Source organism: Clostridium beijerinckii HUN142 (genome assembly GCF_000621745.1).
Lineage (GTDB): Bacteria > Bacillota > Clostridia > Clostridiales > Clostridiaceae > Clostridium > Clostridium beijerinckii_A.
Genome location: NZ_JHXK01000011.1, coordinates 82,467 through 108,373, shown reverse-complemented (window position 1 = coordinate 108,373; position 25,907 = coordinate 82,467). Strand labels below are relative to the sequence as shown.

Annotated in this window: 25 protein-coding genes; 20 read left to right on the top strand and 5 right to left on the bottom strand. The window is 29.0% G+C overall.

The window, feature by feature from the left end; genetic code table 11:
- Positions 1-544: 544 nt before the first annotated feature.
- Positions 545-859: a hypothetical protein gene (locus T483_RS32055; protein ID WP_242841812.1), complete on the bottom strand. Its 315-nt coding sequence runs from the start codon at positions 857-859 to the stop codon at positions 545-547.
- Positions 860-1,268: 409 nt separating this feature from the next.
- Here T483_RS32055 and T483_RS0106050 point away from each other — a divergent pair, with 409 nt between their 5' ends.
- Entirely contained in the window at positions 1,269-2,006 is a 738-nt protein-coding gene (locus tag T483_RS0106050) for a hypothetical protein (RefSeq protein ID WP_026886039.1), read from the top strand.
- A gap of 299 nt (positions 2,007-2,305) precedes the next feature.
- Here T483_RS0106050 and T483_RS0106045 read toward each other — a convergent pair whose 3' ends face one another.
- From T483_RS0106045 to T483_RS0106030, 4 genes are all read right to left on the bottom strand, one after another.
- A complete protein-coding gene (locus tag T483_RS0106045) occupies positions 2,306-3,235 on the bottom strand; it encodes a metallophosphoesterase (RefSeq protein WP_026886038.1) in 930 nt (309 codons plus the stop codon).
- Between the two features lie 103 nt (positions 3,236-3,338).
- Complete coding sequence (locus tag T483_RS0106040) at positions 3,339-5,078, bottom strand: ABC-F family ATP-binding cassette domain-containing protein (RefSeq protein ID WP_026886037.1); 1,740 nt, start codon at positions 5,076-5,078, stop codon at positions 3,339-3,341.
- Between the two features lie 373 nt (positions 5,079-5,451).
- On the bottom strand, positions 5,452-6,168 hold the full coding sequence (locus tag T483_RS0106035; RefSeq protein ID WP_026886036.1) for a hypothetical protein: 717 nt from the start codon (positions 6,166-6,168) through the stop codon (positions 5,452-5,454).
- A 558-nt stretch (positions 6,169-6,726) separates the two neighbouring features.
- Positions 6,727-7,818 carry a glycerol dehydrogenase gene (locus tag T483_RS0106030; protein WP_026886035.1) on the bottom strand — a complete coding sequence of 364 codons (1,092 nt, stop codon included), beginning with the start codon at positions 7,816-7,818 and terminating at the stop codon, positions 6,727-6,729.
- 454 nt (positions 7,819-8,272) lie between these two features.
- Here T483_RS0106030 and T483_RS0106025 point away from each other — a divergent pair, with 454 nt between their 5' ends.
- From T483_RS0106025 to T483_RS0105930, 19 genes are all read left to right on the top strand, one after another.
- On the top strand, positions 8,273-11,668 hold the full coding sequence (locus T483_RS0106025; RefSeq protein ID WP_026886034.1) for a DUF4132 domain-containing protein: 3,396 nt from the start codon (positions 8,273-8,275) through the stop codon (positions 11,666-11,668).
- An 85-nt stretch (positions 11,669-11,753) separates the two neighbouring features.
- On the top strand, positions 11,754-11,924 hold the full coding sequence (locus T483_RS30915) for a hypothetical protein (RefSeq protein WP_155268455.1): 171 nt from the start codon (positions 11,754-11,756) through the stop codon (positions 11,922-11,924).
- Between the two features lie 301 nt (positions 11,925-12,225).
- Positions 12,226-12,924 carry an ankyrin repeat domain-containing protein gene (locus tag T483_RS0106010; RefSeq protein WP_035790042.1) on the top strand — a complete coding sequence of 233 codons (699 nt, stop codon included), beginning with the start codon at positions 12,226-12,228 and terminating at the stop codon, positions 12,922-12,924.
- Between the two features lie 148 nt (positions 12,925-13,072).
- A complete protein-coding gene (locus T483_RS0106005) occupies positions 13,073-13,618 on the top strand; it encodes a hypothetical protein (RefSeq protein ID WP_026886032.1) in 546 nt (181 codons plus the stop codon).
- A gap of 68 nt (positions 13,619-13,686) precedes the next feature.
- Entirely contained in the window at positions 13,687-14,208 is a 522-nt protein-coding gene (locus T483_RS0106000; protein ID WP_026886031.1) for a metallophosphoesterase, read from the top strand.
- Between the two features lie 134 nt (positions 14,209-14,342).
- The gene (locus T483_RS0105995) at positions 14,343-15,554 is read left to right on the top strand and encodes a hypothetical protein (RefSeq protein WP_026886030.1); all 1,212 of its coding nucleotides are present in this window, start codon (positions 14,343-14,345) and stop codon (positions 15,552-15,554) included.
- Between the two features lie 43 nt (positions 15,555-15,597).
- A complete protein-coding gene (locus T483_RS32050; protein WP_242841811.1) occupies positions 15,598-15,753 on the top strand; it encodes a hypothetical protein in 156 nt (51 codons plus the stop codon).
- Positions 15,754-15,835: 82 nt separating this feature from the next.
- Positions 15,836-16,273 (top strand): hypothetical protein, encoded by a 438-nt coding sequence (locus T483_RS31520; RefSeq protein ID WP_026886029.1) that lies wholly within the window; start codon positions 15,836-15,838, stop codon positions 16,271-16,273.
- Positions 16,274-16,437: 164 nt separating this feature from the next.
- Positions 16,438-16,599 carry a hypothetical protein gene (locus T483_RS30910; protein WP_155268454.1) on the top strand — a complete coding sequence of 54 codons (162 nt, stop codon included), beginning with the start codon at positions 16,438-16,440 and terminating at the stop codon, positions 16,597-16,599.
- A gap of 173 nt (positions 16,600-16,772) precedes the next feature.
- A complete protein-coding gene (locus tag T483_RS0105975) occupies positions 16,773-20,279 on the top strand; it encodes a DUF4132 domain-containing protein (RefSeq protein ID WP_026886028.1) in 3,507 nt (1,168 codons plus the stop codon).
- Between the two features lie 63 nt (positions 20,280-20,342).
- Positions 20,343-20,993, top strand: a complete 651-nt coding sequence (locus T483_RS28775) for a suppressor of fused domain protein (RefSeq protein ID WP_051560299.1) — start codon at positions 20,343-20,345, stop codon at positions 20,991-20,993.
- Between the two features lie 57 nt (positions 20,994-21,050).
- Complete coding sequence (locus T483_RS28770; protein WP_051560298.1) at positions 21,051-21,332, top strand: DUF6892 domain-containing protein; 282 nt, start codon at positions 21,051-21,053, stop codon at positions 21,330-21,332.
- Positions 21,333-21,481: 149 nt separating this feature from the next.
- The gene (locus tag T483_RS0105960) at positions 21,482-21,664 is read left to right on the top strand and encodes a hypothetical protein (RefSeq protein ID WP_026886027.1); all 183 of its coding nucleotides are present in this window, start codon (positions 21,482-21,484) and stop codon (positions 21,662-21,664) included.
- 29 nt (positions 21,665-21,693) lie between these two features.
- Positions 21,694-22,497, top strand: a complete 804-nt coding sequence (locus T483_RS0105955; RefSeq protein ID WP_026886026.1) for a DUF2262 domain-containing protein — start codon at positions 21,694-21,696, stop codon at positions 22,495-22,497.
- A 168-nt stretch (positions 22,498-22,665) separates the two neighbouring features.
- Positions 22,666-23,880 carry a hypothetical protein gene (locus T483_RS0105950; RefSeq protein WP_026886025.1) on the top strand — a complete coding sequence of 405 codons (1,215 nt, stop codon included), beginning with the start codon at positions 22,666-22,668 and terminating at the stop codon, positions 23,878-23,880.
- Between the two features lie 147 nt (positions 23,881-24,027).
- Entirely contained in the window at positions 24,028-24,522 is a 495-nt protein-coding gene (locus T483_RS0105945) for a DUF6097 family protein (protein WP_242841810.1), read from the top strand.
- 68 nt (positions 24,523-24,590) lie between these two features.
- Complete coding sequence (locus tag T483_RS28765; protein ID WP_026886023.1) at positions 24,591-24,794, top strand: hypothetical protein; 204 nt, start codon at positions 24,591-24,593, stop codon at positions 24,792-24,794.
- Positions 24,795-24,935: 141 nt separating this feature from the next.
- The gene (locus T483_RS28760; RefSeq protein WP_035790053.1) at positions 24,936-25,142 is read left to right on the top strand and encodes a hypothetical protein; all 207 of its coding nucleotides are present in this window, start codon (positions 24,936-24,938) and stop codon (positions 25,140-25,142) included.
- Entirely contained in the window at positions 25,130-25,873 is a 744-nt protein-coding gene (locus T483_RS0105930) for a hypothetical protein (protein ID WP_035790039.1), read from the top strand. The genes T483_RS28760 and T483_RS0105930 overlap by 13 nt, the downstream gene beginning before the upstream one ends.
- Positions 25,874-25,907 lie beyond the last annotated feature (34 nt).

Here is a 25,907-nt window from a genome sequence, read left to right as displayed (position 1 = left end):
GTGCAAAAGCTACTCTATTTTTGTTTGATTAAATTAAAATAGAGAATAAAAGATGATTAAACAGAAGAGTAGTTCTTAGTATCTATAAATTAATCTTTTTGAAAAACAATATATTGGCTATTATCATAAAAATGTGTTGCGGTTATTATGCAGCACATTTTTATTATTGGTTTACTTATACATTATCTATGTTTTCGACAAACGACTTATTTTCTATACCATGATTTCTCTTCTTATCACTAAATAATGCAAAAAGTATTCTTGGTAAAAAATTGAAGCACCCACCTTAAATGTAAAACTAAATGATTTAACAGTATATGTCAAAAAAGTATCTTGGATATTAGATACTATTTCTTGTATTTCTTTCTTTTGAGCCTCAAAACTTTCTTTGATTTAATTTTCATCTATTGTTGGCGATAAGGCTAACACAGCAGTTTCTTTTTCATCAATTGTATTTAATATTTCTGAAAGACTAACGTTTTTATTACTACTTACTTTGATAGAAGAAATCATCTGTAGTTTAGCCTCATCATCAAATACAGTATCATTTATTTTGTATTGTTTGAACGACAGATTCCTTAGCATCAGACATCTGGATAGTTATATTTGATGTAAATATAGTTAAAAATAAAGTAACCCCGAGTATAGTTCCAAGTGTTCTTGTCATATTGTTTATTCCAGAAGCTATTCCTATTTTGCCTACAGGAACGTTAGCCATTGTAGAGGCTATTAAGGTTGCGATACTTAAGCCTGTACCAGAGCCAGCAACAATTAATCTTAAAATAATATCTATATTTAAAGAATTTTGAGTAAGAGAACTATTTAAGTAGCAAGAAATACAAAGCAGAAGGATTCCCAATTCACTAGATGCTAATCTATTTTCTAAATATTAATGGGGCACATATAGGGGATATATTAATAATATAAAACTTCTAGTTTACTTCTATGTCTCAATAAATATTACTTAAACAGCAGGATTATATATGGAAGTTCAATGCTAAAAGACTAAAGTTGTATATAAATCTAAAGCGGATGGCTATTATAAAGTGAAATTCTTATGGTTAATTATCTTATGTAAATATATGTTATAATAAATATAAGAAGCTAGAAAAATCTGAAGAGCGGATTCGATGAAAGAAATAATAAATAGAATAAAAAGATTTAAGGAGAAACTTGCAGATGTTATGCCTTATTATATACAGATGTCTGATATTTTAAGTGTAATGAGCTATCATATAAATTATTATTAAAATATGAGGAAAATAAATATGAAATATAAAAGTTATAAAAGATTCAAAGGAAAACTCAAAAGAATTCTAGAAGCACTTAAGATGCTGTTATATTTTATTCTTACTGGAATATTTGTCTTGATAGTATGGCTAATAGAAGAGGCATTGAGAACAAAGGTAACACATATATCTGAATTAAATTTTTCAAAATTTGATACATTAGTTTTTCTTAGTAATTCTTTAAGGTATGACTTTATAGTCGCTATCAGCCTGGGAATTATCTTTGTAACAATTGGATGCTGTTTTTTGAAAAGACGTATATCAAAGTTAGCTGTGACATTGACTTTGATTTGCATTATAACAGGAACAATTGGACTAAATAGCATGCTACATTCATATATAAATATAACTTATGATGGGTTTTATGTAGGGGGAGCTGTATCAAAAGAGAAGAATTATAAATTTGAAAATGTTGATAAAATACAATCATACTGTACAAAGAGAACAGGTAAAAATGGCTCATCATATGAGTTTAAATATTTTATTATAATGAACGATGGAGATACAATTGAATTATCAAAAGATATAGATGAGAATCAAATTTATAAACTTGATAAGGTTCATAGATTATTTGTAGATAAATATAAAATTACTTATTATTGTACAGGCGTAAATGATCCATACTATAATTTATTATTAGATAGACTTTATAATGATGATAATAAAAAGGCTATTAAAGATATATTTGAAGATAAAGTTCAAAGGCCATTAGTATAATAGTGAGAAAATTATAAAATTTAAGTAGAAATCTAATTTATAAAATTGGATGAAGATAGAAGAGCATATATTGTAGTATATTTTATGTATGTAAAAATACTTTGTTTAATGTAAAAAGTGAATCAGTGAAACAACTTTTAAATAAAGCTGGTGTAGATCATAATAAAATTGTAGGGAATTCTTAAGATTAAGCAGCAGTCAGTAAATTAGTAGTTTTATAAAGCTGATATTTTCTTTTATTTAGAAAGTCTCAGCTTTAATAAATAACATGTTTTAGAAAAACTTGATGATGTTATGGTTTATTTCATACTTGTTTTATTATTTCTTAGATCAAATTTTTCAATTTGCTCTGGACCTCTTAATATTTTTCTTTTTATATGAAGAACACCCTCTGAATCAGTTCTGATTCTCCATTCAATCAACATTATTTTTCCATCTACTATTTCAATGCCTTGTATCCCGCTTGCTCTAACACATGATCCGTCATTGAAGTAAGGCAACTCCTTAACTTTTGGAAAATGGGGTCTATGAGTATGTCCGCAGATGATCATAATTTTGTTCATTTTAATCCAATGACTATAAATACGCTCGATTTTATGAATCTTTTCGGAACTCTTTACAGGGCTTGCAGGATTTATGAATCCTATTGAGTGAAGAAATTTCCAAAAATATCTTACTGTAAGCATATTAAAACGCCACAAATTGTCATTCATTCTGTCTCCCTGATGACCATGAACAGTTAGTATTTCCTGTTCAGTATTTTTATGTTTAAAGACTACTGCCTCATATGGTGTAATCCCAGGAAACAACTCTATTTCTTCTTCGTTATATTCATCGTAGAATTTATAATAATTCTTTTCTACAAAATTGCTATATTTTAAGTGTACATTATGATTACCATATAACATAATCAATCTATCAGAATCAAAGAATTTTTTTAATAGAGCATATACTTCATCATGTGCAAGTCTTATATGTTTAAAGTTAGAGTGTTCCCAAAGTTCATCTCCATCCCCAACTTCAACATAAGTATATCCATTATTAAAATAGAATTCTAATGCGAATAAAAAGATATTTTGATTTTTTGCAAATTCATCAGAGGGTGTACCATCACCTCTATGGCAATCACTGAAAAATATGTATTTAGAGTTGTTATCAAAATATTCAATTTTAGCATTCTTATAAGCTTCTGTTAATCGCTTTTCTGCGAGCTTTTTTTCCGCTATCATAGTACACCTCTTTTATGATATTTAAAATTAATTTGATTATATGTAGTTAATCTGCCCTTTTAAAGAAGAATATATGTTAGTGAGATACCATTTTTTATCATGATTAAAGCGATTTAATCAGTGCTTCTAACTCTTCAGATAAGGCTTTTGCACGTTCAAAATCTGTGTTTCTTAGAGAGATGGCTATTTTCATTTCTAAATCTCTTTTCTTTTGTTCAATTTCTAAATAGTCTTTATCAAAGTATTTCGCATAAATCATCTTTCTAAATTTTCTCATATTCATTTTTCTGATTGTTTTATCTTCAATGAGTAAAACATAATCTACGCAATTAATTATAGAATAGTAATCATGAGATATCATTAAAATAGCACCATTATATTTTTCTATGGCTTCTTCAAGGGCCATTTGTGAATATATATCTAAATGGCTTGTTGGCTCATCTAAAAGCAGCATATTTGCTTTGCTTGCAGAAATTTTAGCTAGTTGAAGTATATTTTTCTCTCCACCAGATAAATCTTTTATTTTTTGGTTGATTCTTTCTTCTTCAAAATCATAGTTTGAAATGTAAGTTTCAACATCATCATAAGTTTTAAATCCTGCATCTAGGAATTCTTCAAGTATTGTATTAGACTCATTTAATATTTCTCCTTGAAGCTGTGATAAATATGCAACTTCAATTTCAGAATCTATTTCAATAGCAGGGTTGCCATTTTTATAGATGTCTCTAAGCAAAGTAGTTTTTCCAGTACCATTTAACCCAACAATAGCTACTTTATCGTTAGATTTAATCTCAAAATTAACATTTTCTAAAAGTATCTCATCAAAGCCAGCACTATAATTGTTAACTTTTAGAGCTACTTTTTCTTCAACTTGATTGTTAGTAGTTAAACGGATATAAGGCTGCTTAATCTCAACAAAAGGTCTTTTTATTCTACGTGCTTCTAATCTTTCTAGGAATTTCATTTTACCTTTTAGATACCTTCCAGCAGCAGTTTCCCCTGTAACTTCAGCTCTATCTCTTAGTCGCTTTATTATGCGTTCATTTCTCTCAATTTCTTCATCATCAGCAACAGACAGTTCTTGAAGCTCGATTTTAGTTTGAAGCAATGTGAAGTTATAGTCTATATAGCTTCCATCAAATTCTTGGAGTTCATGATTTTCTAGATGAATAATTTTATTAAAACAATTATTTAATAGATATCTATTGTGAGTAATAACTAACATTATTCCCTTATGAGAATTTATTAGGTTTTTAAGAGAATTAAGATTTTCAAAGTCTAAAAATACATCAGGTTCATCCATAATCATTAAGTCTGGACTATTAAGCATTTCCCTAATTACTTGGATAAGCTTAAATTCTCCACCACTTAAATCAGATATCTTTGAATCCTTAAGTTTACTTAGGTTTGCAAGATTTAATTTCTTACTAAGAGTGCTTTCAAAATCATCTCCACCGATTACGTCAAGAGCATCTAAAGCTTCCTGATATTTTTCTAGTAGGGCATCAATATCAGAAGAGGTTTCCATTAAGCTACAAATAGAAGTTATCTCATTTTGTAGTTTAATATAATCTTCACATAAATATTCGAAAACTGTTGTTTCTTTTGTGTTGTCTACCTCACAGAACTGACTCACATATCCAATCCTGCAATTTGGATCAATCTCTAGAGTACCATCAAACATATAGTTCTCAGGATCCATGATTATATCTATTAGTGTACTTTTTCCACTACCACTAGAACCTATAAAAGCACAATGCTGATCATTTTCTAAAGTAAATGAAATATTATGATATAGATCCTTATTTGGAAATGAGTACGACAAGTTATCAATTTTTATCATTTTATTACCTCGTTTTTCATATGATTAAATTTTATAATCATTTATATTATGTTATATATCGTAGAATTTTACACTTGATTGTATCATAGATTCGGAAGTTTATAAACATTTGTGAAAGATATATTGTATGATATTCTCTTAAAGGAACATTGTTTTAAATAAAACTTTTTCACAATTTAAAAAGTTAAGAATTTAAAAGGACGAAATGTTTTTTGATGGCATGTTTTACAAAATATAGATAGCACATAAGTATTATATTTAATCATATCTATATCCACATTGTAGTCATAGATATGATTATATTATATCAACCAAAGCGTAGCTTATTAAGAAAAAAAGGGATGTACATAGTTTGAATCAATAAGTGGTGTTATTAAAAAATTGCCACATACTGATTATCTAAAATAAACATATTATTCTTCCACTTTAGGGTATTTAAAACATAACCTAAAGAATCTGCGTTATATCTTCCAGCTATCCTTTGATAGGCTAGCAGCTCATAAACATTATTTGAATCAAAATCTACTGGATATAAGCCACTCAAAGGATTTACAAATCCACTAATTGGACTTTTAAGCTTACCGTTCTCATAATATATTTCATGTAAATATTCATCATCTCTACTATTGGATATATCTATAATGTAGTTTTTATCATTTTGTCTACTGACAACCTCAACCTTATAGTTATCCTTATAAGTAACATTATAGTCGTATTCCTCATTGTATGAATTAAAATCAAACAGCAATTGTGGATTATTGTCTATAAAGGAATAAATATAGTAATACATTATTCCGCCACTTCCACCTGAATTAATACTTATGAAAATATCATATATACCATTATCGGTAAATTTACCTAAAGAAAGCTTTGGACTATATTCTGAATTGTCAATGAGAGGAACGCTTATAAATCTGCTTGTTTTTCCATCCTGTATTACAAGGGTAATGTTTTGAGTAAATGGACTATCTGATGTTTTTATACCTGTTAAATACACATTATCAGGTATTCCATCACCATTTACATCTCCACGTACTAAAGAAACAATACTGGGAGTTGCCATATCATCCCTCAAATAACCATTATGCATAATTACTCCTTTACATTATAGTTTTTCATATAAGTAGTTTATGAACTAAGAGGTGATATGCTACAGATTTTAATTTTTAGGAACCTATACATCTTTTCTGGAAATGAATGTAGTAATCGTAGGAGTGAATTTGCTCAAACGAATTTATAGATGCTTTCAGTCTGAGCTGAGAAAGATGGTATGTCTTATCCTAAGGCGGAAATCGATTTAATATGTAAGACTTTTTTAATTAATCTGTTCCATGATATTTTGCCAGAATCAGCTATTAAAGAAACATACGGTGTTATAAAACTTAAGTATGAATAAATTAAGAATAAAGTTGAAGATTTAACTAATGAATGTTTAAATAATATATATAAAATTTCTGAAAGATGTGTTTAGGCTAATATAAAGAAGACTTAAAGTGAGCAAATATTTACTTACTTTAAGCCTTTTTTTATTTTATAGGAATTTATATTCTAGTAAAACCTATAGACAACTTAAAAAAATTTATTGAATAATTTTTATATTCCAAAAAGAACAAAAAAGAAATCTTATCCGCCTACAGTTTTTTAATTCTTACATGTATTCATGTCCTAATTTGTTAGCTGTTAAAATAGCAGCGTAAACATCTTCAGGGGTAACTTCAAATGGCATGTTATGTGCAGTATCTTCTTTTGAAGTAGCAGCTCTTGCAACTTCCATAATTTCTTCTGGTTTTATTTCATCGATACCTAATTGTTTTAAAGTAACTGGAAGACCAACCCTAGTACAGAAATCTAATACTTCTTCAATTTCATCCATTGGAGCATTTTCAAGTACTAATTGAGCTAATGTACCAAATGCAACTTTTTCACCGTGGTACATATGATGGCAAGCTGGCAATACAGTTAAACCATTATGGATAGCATGAGCAGCTGCAATACCACCGCTTTCAAATCCAAGACCACTAAGAAGAGTATTAGCTTCAACTATTTTTTCTACTGATTTTGTACAAACTCCTTCTTCTACAGCAAGTTTTGCCTTATATCCTTCAGTAATTAATGTATCATAGCATAGTCTAGCTAATGCTTGAGCTGTAATAGTAGTAGTACCAAAAGCACATGTTCCAGCATTGGATTTTTCACAAGCTCTTGCTTCAAAATATGTCGCTAAGGCATCACCCATACCAGATACTAAAAGACGAACTGGAGCTTTTGCAATAATACCAGTATCAACCAAAACTATATTAGGATTTTGCTTTAAGAATAAGTATTTATCAAAGACGCCATCATCAGTATATAAAACTGATAAAGCACTGCATGGAGCATCTGTAGCAGCTATGGTAGGTACAATTACAACAGGAAGATTTGCATAATATCCAACAGCCTTAATAGTATCAATAATTTTTCCACCGCCAATACCAATGAGAACAGTTAATTGATTTTCATCACAAATTTTGATAATACGATTTACTTCAGTTATAGAGCATTCTTCGTTAAATAAATCATATTTTACACCTATATTTTCAGTCTCAAAACTTTTGTCTATAGTATCTTTTACCCTTTTTAAGCCACTTTCACTAATCAAGCATAATGCTTTTTCACCAAGTACAGATACGTATTCTGCAATATTTTTTAATTCACCATTACCTTGAATGTATTTACTTGGTGCAATCATAATTTTTGCCATAAAAACTCCCCCTTAACTCTTTAACAATGTATATTAATTATTATGTCTTAAATTATACCATTTTTATCAATTATGGTAAAGTTTACATGTGTTAAAAAGGTAGTAATTAAATGGATGTTACATAATGGAATCATCGATAATCAAATATTAAGTGATAATGAGGCTTTGATTGAGTAATAATGCACATTTATTTCGTAAAACTTACTGAACTTACTATAGACATGCTATTTTTAAACAAGACAAACTATATAGAAATTTATAGGAAAACCATTGAGAATTTAAGAAAGAACAATTTAACATATTTTAGTTTAAACTACAATTATTATGATAAATAGAAAGGTATGGTATAATTTTATTCATATAAATATCTCAGATTAAACTTGAACTTATGAATATAGTTCGCTGAAATAAGATTTATTTTAAATTTTAGAATAAATAAATGGGGGAAAAATAAATGGATGAATTATTAAATTTACTAAAGGTTAAGCTTTGTAACTGTACTATAAAAGATGAAGAAATTATAAAGATTAAAGCTTATATTGAAAGTGAAGAAAATTCTTTAAATTTAGAAGAATTTCATAAATATAATATGGAAAAGGCTCTTAGAAGTCACTATAACATAAGAGCAGATTTTTGGAAGCTAATGGACGGTTTTATAGAGAAAGAAGAAATTTTTAATAGAATAATAAATGTATTCTTTGCTATAGGAGGAGAAAGCTTCTTTCAAATAATAAATGGAAGATTTTATTCTGTATCTAAAACTGTAAATTATTTAAAACCTATGGAACATAAAGAAAAGCTTCTATTATGGCTTATAAAAAATTGTCTTTATCGTAGAAATGTAATAGAAGTAATTACAATCGTTGAAGAAATGGTATCAGAAGACAAGGAAATATTATCAAAAACTTTTTTAGAAGCAGAAGACGAGTTTACTAAATTGTCATTAGCAGCCTTAGCAATTAAAAATGGCTGTAGTTTACCAGAGAATGAAGAAGAATTTATAAAACATAATTTTGAAGATGCAGATAATATAAATAAATATTTAAAAGATAAGCAAACAGCTCTAATTGATTTTTTCTCTTATGCTTGCGATAAAAATGAGGATTTAAAGGAAGTTGTCAGCAATATCATTAGTAAAAGCACTAATAGAAGAATGTTATTTTATGAATTAGTAGAATTTATTTGTTTTTATGATAAAACAGCACAAAGTTATGATATTGCAAATAGATTTAATATTGATAAAAAGCTATATGTACATAGATTAATAAGTATATATGTTAGAGAAGAAAATAAGAAGATACGTGAAGAGATAGAAGAAAGGATAAAAGAAATACCTTTAGTTTTTAGAGAAACTTTTGAAGCTTTAAAGAAAAAGAAGCTTGGTCAAGATAATTTTCATGATTTAGAAGTATTCTTACTTGCTTATTTTATTTATAGCTACTCTAAGGAAGAAGCAGATCTTGAAAACTTAAAAAATGTTATAGGAATAATTTTGAATCTTTTCATATGTACTGATAGAACATTAGAAATTTTAGAGAGAAAAGAAAAAGCTAAAATACTAGAGTATGTATTAGAAGGCAAAAATGAAGATTTATTAGAGGACTTTTTTCATAGGACTGAGAAATTTGATGGACATAGTGGTTATATATGGCGATATCATGGTCTCTGTTTTCAATTAATGTATTCTATAGATGAAATTAGAGATATTATACATAGATTTATATATATATCAGTTAATATTGGAGAATATGCCTTAGTAGCTTCAGTTATATCATATGTAACTGGATATAATGATATAAGTTACATAAGTTTTGCAAAAAAACTTTTAAGTGAAGGGATAAATGAAAAGCACTTAATTCTAGTTGCTGATGCAGTTTTAAATCCAAAAGCCAAGGAATATTTAAAAATGTTATGTCATGAAGAAAATACTGAGATTATAAATATTGCAGAGGATTTAAAAGGTGAGTCAAAAGAAGTTGTACTTGAGGCTTTATTTAAAGTTAATAAGGAAAAATATTCTGAGATTTTAGTTAGAAGTTTATCAGATAATTCAAAGTTTATTAGAGATAAAATTGCAGGACTACTTAGTTCTTATGAAGGATGCAAAAAGCAAGTTTTATGGATATTAGCAAGCAAAAAGACAGCAACCCGAGAAATTGCTGCCAAAATATTAATGAATTTTGATATGAGAGAATTTAAAGCAGAAATCGAAAAATTTGCGGAGAAAGAAAAAAATGAAAAAGTTAAGATTTTACTTTTAAACATTGTAAATGCAGATTATTTAGACGCCAAAATACTTGAAAGTGCTAATAGTATAAGTAGTTACTGCAGTGAGAGGCTCAAGAAAACTTCGTATACTGCACCAGAATGGATGGTTGTAGAAGGTTTCACAGACGTAAAGTATGAAGATGGAAATGTTTTATCAAAGGATGTAATAACTTATATTATAAGTAAATACTCTCTTGAAAATGTGGTAGAACGAAATCTTATAGCAGAAAAGGTAATAGAAATGTGCAATAAGGCTGATTTAGATGCCCTTGGAAGTGAAATTCTAAACCTTTGGATTAATAATGGTGCAGATACAAAACAAAAATGGGTACTAGCTCTAGTTTCAGCAATTGGAGGCTTCAATGTAGTAAACACATTAAAAACTCAAATAGATGTTTGGTCAAAAACTTCAAGAGGAGCTATCGCTTGTGAGGCGGTAAAAGCTTTAGCTTTAAATGGCAGTGATGATGCCTTGATAATAATAGATAGTATAGCTAGAAAATTTAAGCATAAACAGATTAAAAAAGCAGCAGCAGAAGCTTTTGTGTCAGCAGCAAAGATGTTTAATTTAACTGAAGATGATTTAGCAGATAAAATAATACCAGATTTAAGTTTTGACAAAAGGGGAGAAAGAGTATTTGATTTTGGAAGCAGAAGTTTTACTGTAAGTTTAGGCTTAGATTTCTCTTTGAAGATTACAGATAATACTGGAAAAATAATTAAGACTATGCCAAAACCAAATAAATCTGATGATGAGCTAAAAGCTAAAGAGGCAGCAAATGAATTCAAAGCTTTAAAGAAACAGATGAAAACTATTGTTTCAGCCCAAAGCTTAAGACTAGAAATGGCTCTTGCAGTAAACAGACTATGGAAGAAAAAAGATTGGGAAAAACTTTTTGTAGAAAACCCTATAATGCATAATTTTTCTCTTGGTTTGGTATGGGGTATTTATGAAGATGGAGAACTAAAGGATACCTTTAGATATATGGAAGATGGTAGTTTTAATACAGTTGATGAGGAAGAATATAATCTTATAGACAATTCTTTTATAGGACTTGTACACCCTTTAGAACTTGATTCAGAAATATTAGAAACTTGGAAACAGCAATTTGAAGATTATGAAATAGTACAGCCTTTCCCACAGCTTCAAAGAAAAGTTTATACTGTGACTGAAGAAGAAAAGGAAATGAAGAATATAGAACGTTTTGCTGGAACTAAGATTAATGGGCTTTCACTTGTAGGTAAGCTTACTAAAATGGGATGGTATAGAGGTTCAATACAAGATGCAGGATGCTATTATCAGTTTTATAAGGAAGATGAAAAAATAGGAATAGGTGCAGAGCTTCAATTTGAGTATCTTGGAGTTGGTTATGAAGATGAAGAAACTACTATTTATGAACTTGTTTTCTACAAAGCAAGTACAGTCGAAAGAGGAAGCTATGTTTATGATGAAGTAACTGATGAGAATACAATTGTACCAATGAAGGTTCCCAAAAGATTCTTTAGCGAGATACTTTATGATGTGGACAGAACGTTAGAAGCTAAGACTGGTTTTACAGCTAATTGGAAAATGGATAGGTAAAAATCATGAGATTATATTTTAATATAAAGCAGGCAGGTTCACGTAAAAATTTTATAACAAAAGAGGAAGTGGTGTTGTCCATAAGATGGGAAGCGGTGCTATTAACATAATTCCTATTCATTCTGGACAAAGAGGAAAATTATTCTTACCACTTATAGACAGTGATCCAAAGAGTGCGGAAATAATATCTAAAATTGCTATTTTAGCAGAAGATAGTAAAATAAAAGATCCAAGCATACTGGAGCAAGTTGTATAATTTTCAAAAATTTTAACTTGCGGAGTGGTGCTGAAAATCAGTAACACTCCGCAGAATAATTGATGTTGCAATAATTAATAGAGAATAATACAACATTCCCAATATATATAAAGAATTTTTATTAGAAATCAATGGAGCAGAATTAAAATACCAATTGTAATTGTGTATCACGATGCTGAATATATGAAAGTATTATCTAAAAATATGGAAGATTTCATTTTTAGAGGCCTTTTAGAATGTGGCAAAAATATAGAAGATAATGAAATTGAGTAAAGTACGCATTAGTGAAAGAGGGAATTATATGATTCAAAAATTGATTAAAGAAAAACAATATGATGAAATTATTAAATATTATACGAGTGAAAATATTAATGAAACAGATAAGTTTGGAAGAACAATACTACATAATTTAATTATTAATAAATTACCACTAGATATATTTAAAGATATGATAGATAAAGGAGCCAATCCCTATTTAAAGGATAAATCTGGACAAAATGCTATGATAAAAGCAATTAAATTTAAAGATGTTGATGTCATTAAGTATTTGATAAACTATGGATTTGAACTTAATTCAGACATTGGAATCATTGATACACCGTGGTTTTTTGCAAGGAATGATTGTAATATAGCAGATTTACTCATAGCTACACATAATTCCATTCGTCTTAGACTCTATGAAGAGGAGAAACAATTAATTGATGATTTATTATATGATGAAGAATGTTTTAGTAAGCTTGATAAATTGAATACTTCAGAACTTATTCATGGTTATATTTTAGGATTTAATTACGATGATGATCTTAAACCCATTAAATATTTGTTAGAAAACGCTATATGCAAAGAAATTACAGCAATTGAAGTCTTTCAATTGCTTGATGGGAGATATTTGCTTGAACATGAGAAATCAGAGTATGATGAAAATTCATATGAGCTAATCAAATATATACTATTAAAATATCCACAAATTAATAATTATTATGAACTTGGGTACTTGTAAAAGTTATATTTGCTTAGAACTAAACTCTGTAATTTTGCTATAAGTGATGAGATTGTATGCAAGTCAATTGATGAATTAATTGAAAAAGAATTTGCACGAGATAATAGAGAAATATAAAAAACTATTAGAAGATTGGAGTGAATAAATAATGAAAAAAAGCATTTTACCAATACCGACACATCTTAAAAATATATTAATTCCTAAAGGAGGCAAGAATGATGAATTTTTTGTGGCAGGAGATATTGCTTGTACATGCGGAAACAAAGAATTTTCTTTAAGTTACCTTGGAGCATATGAGAACGAAATTATTACATTATGTGAATATGAAGGCGTTTTTTATTTAGCAATAGAATACAAATGTAAAAAATGTGGGAAAGTACATTTAATATTTGATGATAATCTTCATGGTTGGAATGGATTCGTTTGTGGTGACAAATCTGGATTTAAGGGATATGAAGATTTTCCAATGGAAAAATTTAAAAAATTATGGAGATGCCCAAAATGTAATGACGAGCACCATGAAGTATCAGTAGCCATTTCATCTGGAGGTAAAGAAGATTTCTTAGAAAATTGTGAAGATACAGAGTTTAGTGAAGAGGAATGGGTAAATGCTTTTAGCTGGATTACAATAAGCACAAGGTGTACAAATTGTGGTTTTATAGATGAAACCTGGATTGATTATGAAACTATGTAGAAATTGCCTAATATATTAATGTTAGAGTGGTAAATTAAAATAGTATATTGGCGGATCAGGAGAGAAATATGATTTATTTTACATCAGATTTACATTTTAATCATGAAAAAATCATCAAGCACACAAACAGACCATTTCATACGGTAGATGAAATGAATGGAAGATTAATAAAAAATTGGAATAATGTTATAAGACCTAATGATGAAGTTTATATTTTAGGGGATTTTACTATGAAAGGCGGCATAATTGCCAATCATTATTTACAATTATTATGTGGTACTAAATACTTAATAAAAGGAAATCATGATAATTTTATTGACGATAATGCTTTTAATAAAGACTTATTTCAATGGATTAAAGATTATCATGAAATTGAATATAGAAATTATAAATTTGTACTGTTTCATTATCCTATAATGGAATGGAACAAAAAAGGGCATGGTTCTATTCATTTACATGGACATATACATTCAGATATTACATATAATCTTGAAATGCTAAAAAATGAAGTAAAGAGATACGATGTAGGTGTTGATGCAAATAATTATATGCCTATATCAATCGAGGAAATTATTAAAACATTAGGGTAGAAGATTATGAAGATATTTATATTCAAAACAAGTTTTAGCAAAGGTAGCACTTAAAAATGTATTGATTTATTGTTCTCAAAATTTTAATTTTATAAGCAATATTTCTTATATTTAATATATTAGGAGGGAAGATTGTGGAAGATTTAATTATAGATAACAATATTTTTAAAATCAGCAATTATCATATCAATGAGTTTTATGGTATATATATTGATGCTGATTTCCGACTAAGCACAGGGCATATGTACTATTTACCATCAAAGAATCAAATATTCTTTAGTATAAATAATTATAAAGATGTATCTAATATTGCATCACATTTAGATCAGCTAGAGAAATATAAAGATAACTTTTGCTATATTAAAATGGATGTGGAAACTTTACAAACCACATGTTACTGCGAATCTGAAGGAGTCCCATATGATCTGTTCCAATGGCCAAATGATGAAATTTGGTGTGTAATTGGATATTCGAAAACTTCTTTAAATAGGGTTGTATGTCTTCCTATAGGAGATAGAAAGGATATCGAGGATTGTAAACCAATGGCATCAGTAGCTGAACATATTTTTAGAGATGGAGATAAAATATTATCTTATACTGATGGAACTTTTAATAAAAAAACTACAAAGCTAGGAGAATACAAATTTTCTAAGGATAAGCACTTCCAGTCAGTAAAGCGTGTGAAAATAGAAGAGCCATTAGTAAGTAGATGCTTGTATAACGAAGAAGGAATACACGCTTTTTCAACAATTGATGAAAATGTGATATTGCATCGCTTGCTTGATGATAAAGGAGTATCTATTAAGGAACGTAAAGTTTATGTAGAAGGTATGTTTTTTGATGCATATTTTGAAAAGAATAGTCCTGTTATCAATTGGAAAAATTATGAGACAGTTGAGGTAACAGCAAATGGCGGAAACATATTTCATGTAGAAAGACCCAGCGAAATATTCTATGTAGTTTATGGCATTGACGGTGAACGGATAGAAGAAAAGAAGTTATTTGAATTTACAGAATTATGTTCTATATATTATATGGAAAGTGTGAAGTTAGATAACGATACATATGCATTAACTTTTACATATGGCAGCGATGATGAACCCATAAAAGGAGGTAACGGCTGGCTTGTAGTTAAATCTGGAGAGCTTCTTGAATGTTGGTTACAGCATATAGATAAAAAGAGTTATATTGATCAAGTTACAGGCAGAAAGATTACACTTAATATGAATAATGTAATACTTCGTAAATTGAAGGCTTGTGGTAGTAGTTATTCATTATATTTTGATGGAATAATTGATAGTAAACATAGAAATAGAGCGGCAGTAGTAATAAAGAACCTTATTTAATATAAAATTGCCTTGTTAAAATTTAACAGTCAGGAATGATTCAATGTATATAAAGTTCAAATGGGAGTGGTTTGAGAATGGAAAAGAATACGATACGTATATGGAAAAAGTAAATGGATATGCTGAGAGACAAATAATGATACGTGATAACGGATATATAGCCTCAAATAGAGAAGATATGGGATTTTTCTTAGCATAAGGCTTAATTGAATCAAATGAATTGGATGAAATAGTTAGCAAAAATGAGTTTGAAGAGGTATAGTCTAATGGGGAGGTGTTTAATGGAAATTACAGGATTGTGGTCTGTAGGAAGTATTTATTATGGAAGTTTTGAAGAATCCTATGTGGGATTTATGGAGAATAATTTGGGTTTTATTTATTACATGAATATAGAATATGATGAAATTGAATTATTTAAATGGGAAATAGACAATTCTAAAGCTTTAAGTATAAATGGAATTGAGGTTTATTCATTTGAGGATGAGGTTTTAAAGGAAGTTAATAAGAATAATGTAACAAATTTGAAAAATCTTAAGGTTAAAAAGTATAAGAAAACAGCATTTAATAACAAGGAAATTGAAGTGTTAGAATTTTCAAAGCCATTAGTATTAGAGGATATGGAATTTGGATTAGAAGAAAAAAATGTTATAAGTAGCCATATTTATAAAAGGTTAATTCAATTGATTGGAGACAAGTTACCAGAAGAATATAAATTATAATAATATTTCAGATTTAATATATTGGTATGTTGTTGTGGAATATGGTCATGAGCTAAGTGCAAGATAAATTGCAGAGAAGGCTTTTAAAATAAGGAAAATTAGAGATTTATACGGTGAGAATATATAAGTAAAAAATACACAATTAAATAAGTTGGAGAAAAAGTATGGAAAGGAAAGAGAGAATGAGAGAAACTATTGTGAATTTAACCCTTCCACAGGAGACAAAAGAATTCTTATTAAAAACAAAAATAGAAGAAGATGAAGGTGTAGCATGGAAGTTATCAATCATGACAATTTATAGCGATGTAACAAATAATGATATTTAAAAGATATTTCCTAAAATACTGAACTGATTTTAATCATAATTATCAATATTTCAGTAGAATCTCAAAAAATAAGATATAGACAATACATAATTGTTAAGTAGGGAAAGTAAGATGAAGATAGAAGGTATAAAAATTATTAATGAAGTATAGGTAGATGAGGAGTGTTAAGTAAAATGGGATTGGAACAGCATTTAACGGAAAAAATAAGTAATGTGTTTTTAGATTTAGGCTTAACGTATGAAGTTATTGATGATTTTAAAGAATATGTGGAAGGCAACATCAAAGAAGAGGATTTCTTTAATAAACTTCCTAGTATAGATATGAAACAGTTAAAGATTGATGTACTAGATGCTGTAGTTAGTGTATATCATTCTTTAGTCAAGCATAAAGCTAATGATTATTTATCAAAATATTTAAGAATACTATTTAAAATGGGCAAGTCTTCATTATTCTTTGCTTTAGATAAGACAAGTTATTATAAACCAACTTCTTATTATAAAGAGTTTTTAAAATACGGTTTAAGCCCAGTCTTCGTTATAGCTTATTACGCAACATCTATTACTGAGCAGGAAAGAACTTTAGATCGTGGATTTATATTGTTTTATGATAGTCTTTATGAAAAGCATAGAGATTCATTTTTAGAAGCTATTAAGATAAGCGAAATAAATGAAAAAGCTATAATAATAACTTATTTAGCTTACAAGGAAAAAGATAAAGAATATTTCCAGTGGTTAGAAAATGACATGATTGAATCCATAGGAAATTTATTTAATAATAGTATATCTGAAATGCAGAAAGATGCATTAATTGAATATTTAAAAGAGGGAACTTCAGATTTAAAAGAGATAGTGGAAACTTTAAAAAATGACAGCAGATTAGTTTTGAACCTTAATAAGTATGTTTTCAGGTTTTTTATAGGAATTAGTTGTACTATATGCGTTGAATCTGAAATAGCAAGAAGATTTACTAAATTTGCTGCAGAATTTGATTATAAAGAGTTCTTTTACGATTTACATAACTATCTAAAATATAACAGATATAATGTAATATCAAACCTTGTGGATGCGCTTCAAATTAAAAGAGAATCATACATTGCATGGCTTGGAGCATCTAACAATTTAAATTATAACTATACCTATGGAAAAGAATTAAAGGAAGAAGCAGATAAACACATAGGAGAATTTAAAAAAGCTACAGAAATGTGTTTTGGCATGAATAAAGCTTATATGGCCTTCATCCTTTGGCAAAAAGGAGAAGGTAAGGAATTCCTAAATGATGCAGAAGATGCTTTTATACATGAATTTTCTACGTTTATGGACAAGAATGGTATTGAAAGAGAGGTTTACGAAGATTTTATACAATACTTAGAAGGAAATATCTCTTTTAGTGACATAGATAAGTCTTTGGAAGGCTTATTTGGAAAACGAGATATGTACATGTCTTCATTTAATTTTTCTAAAATTCTATTTTGGTTAAAAAATCAATCTTCGATGTTTTCAAGGGCCATGGATATATTTATTGCCATAGGAAATCCAGACATATTAAGAAATATGTATAATGATTATCTTAAGTACGAGGGAAAAAAAGCATCGGAAGATGATTTGAATTCTTACATTGAACTACTTGTAAGTTGTGGAGCATCTATTAAAAACTATATAAGTTATTTAGGACATTGTGCATTTGGTAATTACGTCAGAAATAGCTTAAGTAGCCAAGCCGTTAAAATTATAGAAAAGTTAATTGAAACAAAGGAAGAAGAGGTAATAGAAAATATCCCTAATTGTGATGCTGAAAGTAGAAAGGGAATTTTAGAAACTTTAAATAAAACTCTTGAGGAGACTAAAAGTGCAAAAACTCTTATAGAGTATTTAGGCGATTCCTCTAAAGTCGTAAAGGAAACAGTAATAAAGCTTTTAAGCTCAAGCAAGATAAAGCAGCAGATGGTGATAACTAGCTTAAGTTCAAAAAAACAGGCAGTTAGGGAATCGGCAGTAAAGGTGCTTTTAAAGAGCAGTGATGAAAAAGTTTTGGAAGCCTTAAACAAAGCCTTGGAAGTAGAAAAAAGTGAAAAGATAAAAGCTCTTATAAGGGAAGCTTTAAATCTAGAAAGTGCTTTGGAAGAAAAAAATGAAGAATTAGATATTTTAAAATACTGTAAGCAGGGTTTAAAAGGGAATAAAGCAGCAACTCTAAGATGGCTGAATTGTGATACTTTGACAAAGGTAAAGTTTAAGGATAGTGAAGCTTATGCAGAAAGTGAAATTATAAAATATATGCTTGTATGTTATGCTTCTTGTATTGAAATTGGATTAAGTAGTGAAGCTTTAAAGGTAGGAGAACTTTTAGATAAAAAGGACTTATCTAAACTTGCCTTAGAAATTCTACAAAGGTGGCTGGATGCAGATGCAGAAAGTAAGAAAAAATGGGTACTACCATTTGCTTCAGTTTATGGAGACTATGAAGTAATAAGTTTAATTAAAAAGAATATAGAAGAGTGGCCTAAGAATTCAAGAGGTACAATAGCTAGTGAAGCAGTTAAGGCTCTTGCTCTAAATGGAAGTAATGAGGCTTTGATAATAGTAGACAATATATCAAGAAAGTTTAAATTTAAGCAAGTTAAAAATGCAGCAGCTTCAGCTCTTAAATTTGCGGCAGAGCAAATTGGAATAGACATAGAAGAGCTTTCTGATAGGATAGTTACAAATTTAGGCTTTGATGTAAGGGGAGAAAGAGTTTTTGATTATGGAAATAGAAAATTTACAGCATCACTTACTCCAGAGCTTACTTTAGAAGTAACTGATGAAAGTGGCAAAAAGCTTAAAAGCCTGCCAACTCCAGCTAAGAAGGATGATGAAGTTAAGGCAAAGGAAGCTTCTGAAGAATTTAAAAATTTAAAGAAACAGTTAAAAACAGTTGCTAATATACAAGTGATTCGTCTAGAAATGGCCTTATCTAGCAATAGAAAATGGACAAAAGAATCTTGGATAAAACTTTTTGTTGAAAATCCTATTATGCATAAGTTTGCTATAGGTCTTGTTTGGGGTGTTTATAAAGACAATGTTTTAAATGGAAGTTTCAGATATATGGAGGATGGCAGCTTTAATACTAAAGATGAGGAAGAGTATGAATTACAAGATGGAATGATAATAGGAATTGTTCATCCTATTGAATTAAATAGTGAAGACATAGCTTTATGGAAAGAACAATTTGAAAACTATGAAATTAAACAGCCTTTTGAACAGCTAAATAGAGAAATATTTACTGTTACAGAAGAAGAAAAGAAGAAAAATACTGTGGAACGCTTTGGTGGAACTATGTTAAATGGTTTGTCCTTGCTTGGCAAGCTAACAGACTTTGGTTGGATTAGAGGAGCCATTGGAGATGGTGGCGGTTATTATGCTTTTTATAAAGAAGACAGTAGTTATAAAGTAGAATCTGGGCTGAATTTCAGCGGCGTATCTGTAGGCTATGAAAATGAAGAAGCAACAGTTTATGATTTATGTTTTTATAAATTAGGAACTATGTCAAAATATGCTTATATGGATGAGAAAACCTATAAGCAAAATATAGTATCAATAGAAACACTGCCTGAAAGATTCTTTAGTGAAATTCTTTATCAAGTAAACAAAGCATTAGTTTCTAAAACAGGAACTAATGATAAGTGGAGAGAAGAAAAATAGTTTGAGAATTCTCTTATTTTTATAAAAGTTTAAATGTATCTATAGAAAGGTGAGGTGTATAAATTGAGCAGCAAAGATTATGAGAACTATGAAGAAGATATGATTGAAGATGATGGAGATGTTGTTGTAGAGCATATAGAAAAATATTTAGGATGTATTGATTCTAGTATATATGAAATAGTTCCTGGAAGTAAAGTATCCATACAAGTAAATGTAATTAAGCCAAGTAAAGAGAAAAACTATTTTACATTAGTAACCACTGGAATGTGTGAATATCCAATGGGATTTTCAACAGAAGACAACCAATACAAATATGCTGAATTATTAATTAAGTTACCATCTGATTGGAAGTTGGATCAAGAATCCTGCAAAGATGAAGAAAACTATTGGCCTATTAAAATGTTAAGGCTAATCGGCCATTTACCACATATATATGAAGGTATTGTAAATGAAGAAGTAATCATTCCTAATGGGCAGAATGGAGGAGCTGTAATTCCATTTAAGAATGGAACTGAGTTAAGTAGAATTATGATATGCGTATCTGATGATATTCCGCCATATGTATTTGATGATGGTGCGAAGATAGATTTTTATACATTAGTTCCTATAACAGAATTAGAAGAAGAATTAGTGAGAAGAAATGGGAGTGATGCCGTTATGCATATGCTCAAATCAAAAGATGTGGTGGATTTGGATAGGGAATATTTAGTGTGAGAAAGTTGAAATATAAGTATTATAATATAAGGTATAGCGGTAAAGGAGCTTTTTTGAATGGCAGAATATATAGATAAATCAGGAATATTTGAAGACTTTAATTTCAAGCTTGTAGTGATTGATGCTTTATTAGATAAGAATCCATCATTTGAAAAAGAATTAGAAGTATTAGTTGAAGAGTGCACAGAGAATTACGAATGGTATACAGATGCAGGTCCTATAAAAGAAATACTTGAGTTTTTGTCACAGTTAAATATAGAAAAGAAGGTTAAAGGATATTTAGAGGAAAACAAATTATTATCAGATGAATATCGTAAAAATGCATATTTGAGATGCTAAAAATGAGAGCCTATTAAATACAGATGATTTTAAGTATTTTACAGAATTAGAAGGTTTGAGATTTATGGATTGTTACATTGAGATTAATAAAATTGATTTCTTGAAAGATTTAAATAAGCTTAGACGATACAAATTCCATAATTGTTTTCATGACATCAGAAAATCCTGAAGAAGATGTAAATGACGTCTTGGAAATTCTAAAAAATGAAAAGTTTTTAGATAATGACATTTATAAATCAGGCATTGTAGCTATTGCACATGGTAATGGTGAAGATGAGAATGAATATAAGGTAATACATCCTGGCAATTTTAATGAGAAATTTCAGTTATAAGTATAATTTACTTAAAATAGGAGGAATTCATGAGTAAAAATAGTGAGATAAAAAAATTTGATGAAAATTTTTCAGATGAAGTATTCGAGGCAGCTGCTATAACAGCTTCTAGTGGAGTTGGTGCAGGAAAGGGAGGGAAAGACGAATTATGGAGAGCGTCTATAAACCTTATTGCTTGGAAGGATTTAAACAGCAATGAGCCATCAGTAAAAGAGGAGATTAATTTATCGTGGCTTACTGATAACGAAGGCTTAAAGGAATGGCAAAAGACTATTAAAGGAAATTCAATAATTAAACTTAAGCTAAGAAAAGGCGAAAGAGCCTTCATGCTATTAGAACTCATAGATGCAGACTATAAGGATGAAGAACTTCAAGACATATTAGTTGAAGAACTAAAGCCAGTATTTTATGAAGATGAGATCCTTGGAAAATTTGAATTAGATAAGGGAATTAAGACTTTTCAAACTGATATCACATGGGCAGAGGAAAAAGGACGATTGTATTTTGATCTAGATAATAAAGAAGAAATGAAAGATTCTCTTAAAACTGCTCATGAACTTTTCCAAAATCAAAAGAGTTGGAGTGTTAAAGTTAGAGCTTATGCTGCAAGTGAACTTTTAGAACTTGCTAATGATTGGATTGATGAAGAAGCAGAAATTGAAGAAGTTTCAGAAGAAATGTTTATTAAATCCATAGAATTAGATACTATAAGCGTTTATCCTAAAGGTGAGTTTGAGATTTTCTTTTATGATGGAGACTTGTTTGCAGGGCACTGTATCATAGTTTGTGGAAATATCGACGGAAGTTTTGAATCAGCTGATATAGCAGGATAAAAGAATATATGTTGACGAGGGAAACATGCGGTTTTAGGTTACTTGCTATGTACAATGTTTTGAATATACCTTTTATATAATAAATGGATGAAATAATTTTGTAGATTGGTTTGAAGAAATAGCAAATAAGTGGTTGATATAATTAGATTGAATTTAGGAGGGAAAACTTTGGAGGATTTAATTATAGATAATAATATTTTTAAAATTAGCAATTATCATATGGATGAATTTTATGGTATATATATCGATGCTGATTATCGCCTGAGCACAGGAGATATGTGTTACTTACCATCAAAAAATCAAGTGTTTTTTAGTATAAATAATTATAAAGATGCAACTGATATTTCATCACATTTAGATGAAATAGATAAATATAAAGATAACTTTTGCTATATTAAATTGGACTTAGAAAAATTACAAACCACATGCTACTGTGAATATGATGGAGTACCATATGATTTGTTCGAAGGACCAAATAATGAAATTTGGTGTGTAATTGGATATAACAAAACATCTTTAAACAAGGTTGTATGCTTGCCCATAGGGGATAGAAAAGATATTGAGGATTGTAAACTAATGGCATCAGTAGCTGAGCATATTTTTAGAGATGGAGATAAGATATTATCTTATACTGATGGAACCTTTAATAAAAAACCTACAAAACTAGGTGAATATAAATTTTCTAAGAATAAATACTTTCAGTCGGTAAAGCGTGTGAAAATAGAAGAGCCATTGGTAAGTAGATGCTTGTATAATGAAGAAGGAATACAGGCCTTTTCAACAATTGATAAAAATGTAATATTGCATCGCTTACTTGATGATAAAGGAGTATCTATTAGGGAACGTAAAGTTTTAGTAGAAGGTATGTTTTTGGATGCATATTTTGAAAAGAATAGTTCTGTTATCAATTGGAAAAATCATGAGACAATTGAGGTAACTGCAAATGGCGGAAGCATATTTCATGTAGAAAGGCCTAGTGAAATATTCTACGCAGTTTACGGTATCGATGGTAAACATATAGAGGAAAAGAAGCTATTTGAATTTACTCAATTATGTTCTATATATTATATGGAAAGTGTGAAGTTGGATAATGATACATATGCATTAACCTTTACATATGGCAGCGATGATGAACCAATAAAAGGAGGTAACGGATGGCTTGTAGTTAAATCTGGAGAACTTATTGAATGCTGGTTACAGCATATAGATAAAAAGAGTTATATTAATCAAGTTTCAGGGGAAAAGATTACACTTAATATGGATAATATAATACTTCGTAAATTAAAGGCCTGTGGTAAAAGTTATTCATTATACTTTGATGGAATAACTGATAATAAGCATAGAAACAGAGCAGCAGTATTAATTAGGAGGAAATCTCCATGAAGAAGGCGTAATTGAACAAAGGTTTGGAAAAGCTATACCTTTAATAATACAGAACTTGAATATTATGATTTGATTGCAGAACAAAACAAGCGAGCTAATCCTGAAGAAGTTATTAAAGAATTTACAGATTGGGTTTTAAAATAGTAAATGAGGGAAAAAGAAAATAATTTTATTGAATTACATGGAGGTAGATTTGTGGGCTTTGGAAAAATATTATATGAAACTTTAGAATTCAGTAATGAGTTAGACATTTTACATAAGCATATTACTAAAAATAATCTTCAAGTTCAAAAAAGTGATTCCTTTGACAAACAATGCTTTTTGTTAGAGCGCTATATTGGTGAGGAGCACTTTCAATCTATTCATAAAAAAATGAATATTGTTAATATTATGTCAGGAGTTTTTGCATTTCCTGTTTTTATTATAATTTTGATGGTTTACGTATATGCAAAGTGGATTGATAAAAAATTTGACGTGTTCGGATTCTTTCTAAATAATCCTGTACTATATATAATACCTGCTATTTTAATTGGTGTTACTATAATTCTTGCTATTTATCATTCTATTTTGAGTAAAAATCTTTACTATAAGATTTATCCAGAATTGAAAAGAAAACTTGCCATAGGAGAAGTTACTAGATAAGGAATGATTGAGCGTATATAAAGTTCAAATGGGATTGGTTTGAGAATGGAAAAGAATATGATACATATATGGAAATAGTAAATGGACATGCAGAAAGACAAATAATGATAGGTGATAACAGGTATATAGAATCAAATAGAGAAGAGAGAGATATGGGATTTTTCTTAGCAGAAGGCTCAATTGACATAAGCGAAATGGACGAAATAGTAAGTAAAGATGAGTTTGAAGAGGTATGTGCAAAGGTAAAAGATTATGATGAAAAAAATATGTAAATAATTCTTGAACATGCCAAAGTGCAATAATAAACAATCTTTTTAAAAGCTGCAAATTATAATGTTTTATTAAGGTCTCATATAATTGGGATTGTTGTTAAAACTTAGAGTAATAAGAATAAAAAAAGTTAGGGTGATAATATGAGTAACTATCCAAAAGAAATAGAAAATTTTCATAATACAATTTTAAAGTTAATGGGAATTGTCTCAATAGAAAGTGGTATTGATAGTTTAGAAGAAGTAGACGCTGAATTATTGCAAATATCTCAGTTTTCGCATCTTCCTCATGCAGCTCTTCTACGTACAAAAGGAGGGCTTAAAAATGAGGTGGCGAAATGTATAATTTAAGTGCAAGAGCAATTAATATGCTTAATAAATCAAAAAGGCATAAGGTACCGCAAGATGAGGAAGTTATAATTAAGGTTCTAAAAGATATTGGATATCCATTGTATGATAGTGTAATAAGATTTCAAAAGCTTTATGCTGGCATGTCATATAAATTAGGAAAATCCTTTGAAGGATTTTCTTTAGATATGATAGGCTCTCAATTTAATCCACGTACAATGGATTATGATTATTATGTAGGTGCAGAGGAAATTGATGAAGAATATTATTTTACTTGTGCAACTTTTCACTATAATGAATCAATATACATGGTAATTGATTCAAAAGGAAAGATTTATGGCAAAGAGTATAATGACAACAAACCATATTTATTGGCAGATTCAATTGAAAAATTTATTGAAAAAGATGCAGTTAAAAACTATTTTTTAGAAAAGCAGCCACAATGGGTTAGTGCAAGTTTTGAAGACCATGATTTAAATGAGTGGAAGACTAACAAAGAATATTCTTTGATACAGATAGATGAAGCTTGTGACAGCTGTAGTACTTATTTAAAGGATAAAAATGATGAATTTTTTCTAACAATACAAAGATATGAAGATGGGACAGAAAATAAACTTGTTTATGCATCTTCTATAGAACTAATTAAAAAATTATTTAACGATAAATTAAAAGTGGCTATTGGGTATCCCAGATATGAAATATTTAAGTTTGAAAATAAAGAAGGGAGGATTTAGTGAGGGCTTGATAATTTTTAGTATACTCTCTCAC

Bases quoted from the DNA above. Each gene is read 5' to 3' on its own strand.
- T483_RS0106050 (WP_026886039.1), top strand. From the start codon at position 1,269: ATGAAATATAAAAGTTATAAAAGATTCAAAGGAAAACTCAAAAGAATT.
- T483_RS0106045 (WP_026886038.1), bottom strand. From the start codon at position 3,235: ATGATAGCGGAAAAAAAGCTCGCAGAAAAGCGATTAACAGAAGCTTAT.
- T483_RS0106040 (WP_026886037.1), bottom strand. From the start codon at position 5,078: ATGATAAAAATTGATAACTTGTCGTACTCATTTCCAAATAAGGATCTA.
- T483_RS0106035 (WP_026886036.1), bottom strand. From the start codon at position 6,168: ATGCATAATGGTTATTTGAGGGATGATATGGCAACTCCCAGTATTGTT.
- T483_RS0106030 (WP_026886035.1), bottom strand. From the start codon at position 7,818: ATGGCAAAAATTATGATTGCACCAAGTAAATACATTCAAGGTAATGGT.
- T483_RS0106025 (WP_026886034.1), top strand. From the start codon at position 8,273: ATGGATGAATTATTAAATTTACTAAAGGTTAAGCTTTGTAACTGTACT.
- T483_RS30915 (WP_155268455.1), top strand. From the start codon at position 11,754: ATGGGAAGCGGTGCTATTAACATAATTCCTATTCATTCTGGACAAAGA.
- T483_RS0106010 (WP_035790042.1), top strand. From the start codon at position 12,226: ATGATTCAAAAATTGATTAAAGAAAAACAATATGATGAAATTATTAAA.
- T483_RS0106005 (WP_026886032.1), top strand. From the start codon at position 13,073: ATGAAAAAAAGCATTTTACCAATACCGACACATCTTAAAAATATATTA.
- T483_RS0106000 (WP_026886031.1), top strand. From the start codon at position 13,687: ATGATTTATTTTACATCAGATTTACATTTTAATCATGAAAAAATCATC.
- T483_RS32050 (WP_242841811.1), top strand. From the start codon at position 15,598: ATGTATATAAAGTTCAAATGGGAGTGGTTTGAGAATGGAAAAGAATAC.
- T483_RS31520 (WP_026886029.1), top strand. From the start codon at position 15,836: ATGGAAATTACAGGATTGTGGTCTGTAGGAAGTATTTATTATGGAAGT.
- T483_RS30910 (WP_155268454.1), top strand. From the start codon at position 16,438: ATGGAAAGGAAAGAGAGAATGAGAGAAACTATTGTGAATTTAACCCTT.
- T483_RS0105975 (WP_026886028.1), top strand. From the start codon at position 16,773: ATGGGATTGGAACAGCATTTAACGGAAAAAATAAGTAATGTGTTTTTA.
- T483_RS28770 (WP_051560298.1), top strand. From the start codon at position 21,051: ATGGCAGAATATATAGATAAATCAGGAATATTTGAAGACTTTAATTTC.
- T483_RS0105960 (WP_026886027.1), top strand. From the start codon at position 21,482: ATGACATCAGAAAATCCTGAAGAAGATGTAAATGACGTCTTGGAAATT.
- T483_RS0105955 (WP_026886026.1), top strand. From the start codon at position 21,694: ATGAGTAAAAATAGTGAGATAAAAAAATTTGATGAAAATTTTTCAGAT.
- T483_RS0105945 (WP_242841810.1), top strand. From the start codon at position 24,028: ATGAGGGAAAAAGAAAATAATTTTATTGAATTACATGGAGGTAGATTT.
- T483_RS28765 (WP_026886023.1), top strand. From the start codon at position 24,591: ATGGAAATAGTAAATGGACATGCAGAAAGACAAATAATGATAGGTGAT.
- T483_RS28760 (WP_035790053.1), top strand. From the start codon at position 24,936: ATGAGTAACTATCCAAAAGAAATAGAAAATTTTCATAATACAATTTTA.
- T483_RS0105930 (WP_035790039.1), top strand. From the start codon at position 25,130: ATGTATAATTTAAGTGCAAGAGCAATTAATATGCTTAATAAATCAAAA.